General features: G+C 56.2%; 3 protein-coding genes. 1 reads left to right on the top strand and 2 read right to left on the bottom strand.

The window, feature by feature from the left end:
- Positions 1–42: 42 nt before the first annotated feature.
- Positions 43–453, bottom strand: a complete 411-nt coding sequence (locus BDE01S_RS08875) for a YqaA family protein (protein WP_066080400.1) — start codon at positions 451–453, stop codon at positions 43–45.
- Positions 454–587: 134 nt separating this feature from the next.
- Complete coding sequence (locus BDE01S_RS08870) at positions 588–2,378, bottom strand: 2-isopropylmalate synthase (protein WP_066080398.1); 1,791 nt, start codon at positions 2,376–2,378, stop codon at positions 588–590.
- A 298-nt stretch (positions 2,379–2,676) separates the two neighbouring features.
- Here BDE01S_RS08870 and BDE01S_RS08865 point away from each other — a divergent pair, with 298 nt between their 5' ends.
- Entirely contained in the window at positions 2,677–3,933 is a 1,257-nt protein-coding gene (locus BDE01S_RS08865) for a Glu/Leu/Phe/Val family dehydrogenase (protein WP_066080396.1), read from the top strand.
- Positions 3,934–4,007: the final 74 nt, after the last annotated feature.

Here is a 4,007-nt window from a genome sequence, read left to right as displayed (position 1 = left end):
CTTCGCTGCCTTGTCCCATTCTGTGTTATTCGACTATACACCTCACACCAGCCCCGCCACGCCCAATCCGATTACGCCGTAGCGCATTAGCTTGCCGGCAATCAGCATCAGCGCGCATTTTTTCCAGTCCAAACGCAGCCAGCCCGCAGCCAAAGGCAGCGCGTCGCCAATCACAGGCAGCCAGGCGAGCAGCAGCGACCATGTTCCGTAGCGGCGGAAATGGCGCAGCGTTTTTTCAGACGGCTTTTTCTTATCGGGCAGCAGCCGTCCCATCGCATAAGAAACCATGCTGCCCAAGCCGTTGGCAATACCCGCGCACAGCCCGCCCCGCCAGATTTCATCGGGATAATGATAGGCGAAAGCGGCAAAGGCGGCTTCCGATGTACCCGGCAGCAAGGTGGCCGAGGTAAAGGCAGAGGTGATTAAGCCCAAGTAGGCATAGAATAAAGTCATGATGTGTTTATATTGGGCGTAGCAACAGCTATGGCCGTCTGAAAAATGAAAAAGACCGAATTCCGATTATCGAAATCCGGTCTGCGCCGCCCCGCCTGCCGCTCAAGCAGCGGCTGCGGGCTGCGCGGCGGGGATTAAATCGTGCCGCTGCCTTGTGCTTTGGTTTTGGCTTGGCTGAATTCCAGCTTGCTCAAAGCGGAAAGGTAGGCTTTAGCGGTAGCCACCAATACGTCGGTATCCGCACCCTGGCCGTTGACCACGCGCTCGCCGCGTTGCAGGCGCACGGAGGTTTCGCCCTGGCTTTCCGTACCCTGCGTGACCGCGTTGACGGAATAAATCTGCAAGGTCGCGCCGCTTTGCGCCACGCTTTCGATGGCTTTGAAAATCGCGTCCACCGGGCCGGAGCCGTTGGCGGTGGCGCGGTGTTCTGCGCCGTTGACGCTGAATACGATTTCCGCCGCCGGCAATTCGCCGGTTTCGGTGGTGATTTTTTGCGAAATGAACTTGTATTGGTCTTGCGCCATGCTCATTTCGTCGGACACCAGCGCGTGCAGGTCTTCGTCGAAAATTTCGCGTTTTTTGTCAGCCAGCTCTTTAAAGCGCGCGAATGCCGCGTTCAGGGCTTCTTCGCTTTCCAGCTCGATGCCCAGCTCCGCCAGCTTGGTTTTGAAGGCGTTGCGGCCGGACAGTTTGCCGAGGCTCAGGCGGTTGGTTGCCCAGCCTACAGACTCGGCCGACATGATTTCGTAGGTTTCGCGGTGTTTCAGCACGCCGTCTTGGTGGATGCCGGACTCGTGGGCAAAGGCGTTGGCGCCGACGATGGCTTTGTTCGGCTGCACCGGATAGCCGGTAACGGTGGACACCAGTTTGGAAGAAGGTACGATTTGGGTGGTGTCGATGCCGGTTTCAAAGCCGAACAAATCGTTGCGTACTTTCAGCGCCATCACGATTTCTTCCATAGAGGCGTTGCCCGCACGCTCGCCCAAGCCGTTGACGGTACATTCTACCTGGCGCGCGCCGCCTTTGAGTGCAGCCAGCGAGTTGGCTACGGCCAAGCCCAAATCGTTGTGGCAGTGGGCCGACCAAACGACTTTGTCGCCGCCGGGGGTTTTGGCAATCAGTTCACGGAAAAATTCTTCGGTTTTGTAGGGAATGGAATAGCCTACGGTATCGGGAATGTTGATGGTGGTCGCGCCGGCTTCAATCACCGCGCCGCAGATTTCGGCCAAAAAGTCGATTTCGCTGCGCAATGCGTCTTCGCAGGAAAATTCCACATCGTCGGTATATTCCTTAGCGATTTTCACCGCTTTGACCGCCGCTTCGATAACCTGCTTGGGCTTCATCTTCAGCTTGTATTCCATATGGATCGGGCTGGTGGCGATAAAGGTGTGGATGCGCTTTTTCGGCGCGGGCGCAACGGCTTCACCCGCTTGGCGGATGTCGCGCTCGACTGCGCGGGAAAGCGAGCATACTGTGGATTTGGTGACAATCTTGGCAATCGAGTTAACCGCATCGAAGTCGCCCGGGCTGGCGGCGGCGAAACCGGCTTCAATAACGTCCACGCCCATTTTTTCCAGCTGGCGGGCAATGCGGATTTTCTCCTCTTTCGTCATGGCCGCACCGGGCGACTGCTCGCCGTCGCGCAGCGTGGTATCGAAAATAATTACACGGTTGGTTTGCGTCATTTCGGTTCTCTCCAAAGTGTCTTGTTTTTGTAAGAAAGCGTTTAAATCTAAGGGGCGGCCTTGCGCTTCGGCCAAGGCGGTCAGCTTTTGCAACTGCGCCAGCGGCAGGGAGCGGCGGGTACGCCATTTGTAAATCGCGGCGGTGGAAGCGGCATGGTCGGGGTCTTGCTGCTTGAGCGCCTCCGCCAGCGCGTTGACGCCGCCGAAGTAAGCGATTAGTCGGTCGATGTCCAGCTGCATGGGATTCCTTTGCTTGATTAAGCTCCGTTTCAAGGTGTGAAGGTGGATAACATCCAATGTTTGAAGCCATTATACGCAAATTGGACAAAACAGCAATATTTTTTCTTAATCCGGCCATACTTTCTTTCAATGTTGGAAAATTTTTATACATATTGTCCAATTTTAGCTGATAAATACCGCTTAAAAGGCCGTCTGAAAATTTAAACTACAAGCGATTACACGCTTTGTTTATTCGTGGTATCATGCGCGCATCTTAAAAAACACACCCGCGCGACGGCGCATCTTTTTGGAGTTTTTCATGTCCGATTACAATCCGTATCAAAATCTGCTCAACACCCTCGACGAAGCCGCGCAGACCCTGGGCTACGAGCAAAACGATTACGAAGTATTGCGCCACCCCGAGCGCGAGCTGGCCGTATCGCTGCCCATCCGTATGGACAACGGTCAAATCCAAGTCTTCACCGGCTACCGCACCCAGCACAGCACCATCTTGGGCCCGGCCAAAGGCGGCCTGCGCTTCCACCCTGATTCCGATGAAAACGAAGTCCGCGCCCTGGCCGGCTGGATGACCATTAAAAACGCCATCGCCCGCCTGCCCTACGGCGGCGGCAAAGGCGGCATCAAAGTCGATCCGAAAACCCTCAGCCAGCGCGAGCAGGAGCGCTTAACCCGCGCATTCGTGCGCGCCATCCGCCCGATTATCGGCGTAGAGCAAGACGTACCCGCGCCCGATGTCGGCACCAATCCGCAAATCATGGCCTGGTTTGCCGACGAATACAGCGCACTCGAAGGCCGCTGGACACCCGGCGTAGTAACCGGCAAGCCCCTGCAGGTCGGCGGCTCGCTCGGCCGCAACGAAGCCACCGGCCGCGGCTGCATGTTTACCCTGAAAAGCTATCTCGCCAAAAAAGGCAAAACCCTGGCTGACGTAACTTTGGCCGTACAGGGCTTCGGCAACGTCGGCAGCGTCGGCTCGCTCCTGATGCACCGCGAAGGCGTGAAAATCACCGCCATCGGCGATGTCAACGGCTGCTTCTACAACCCGAACGGCCTCGACATCGAAGCCGCCTACCACTATGCCAATGCCAACGGCCGCTCGCTGGCCGGCTACACCGAAGAAGGCATGAGCATGATCAGCATGGAAGAGCTGCTGGCACTGGATGTGGACGTACTCTTCATGGCCGCACTGGAAAACCAGCTCAATGCAGGCAATATGGAAAAAGTCCGCGCCAAAGTCATTCTCGAAGGTGCCAACGGCCCGACCACCAACGATGCCGACAAATACTTCTTTGCCAACGGCATCGACGTATTGCCCGACGTATTAACCAACGGCGGCGGCGTGGTCGTATCCTATTACGAATGGGTGCAAAACAAAGCCGGCCTGTATTGGAGCGAGGCGGAAGTCAACGACAAGCTGGAAAAAAACATGAAGATGAGCTTTGACGAAGTGTGGGATACGCAGGAGCAGTATCAAACCTACCCGCGCCTGGCCGCCTACATGACCGCTCTGCGCCGCCTGACCGAAACCCGCAATCTCAAAGGCTTTATCGGCTAAACCGATAAAAACCCGCCCAAGCCGTCTGAAAATTTCAGACGGCTTTTTTGATATGGGTGAACAATATATAGTCG

This window comes from Bergeriella denitrificans NBRC 102155 (genome assembly GCF_001592185.1).
Lineage (GTDB): Bacteria > Pseudomonadota > Gammaproteobacteria > Burkholderiales > Neisseriaceae > Neisseria > Neisseria denitrificans.
This window is presented reverse-complemented; position numbering and strand designations above follow the sequence as displayed.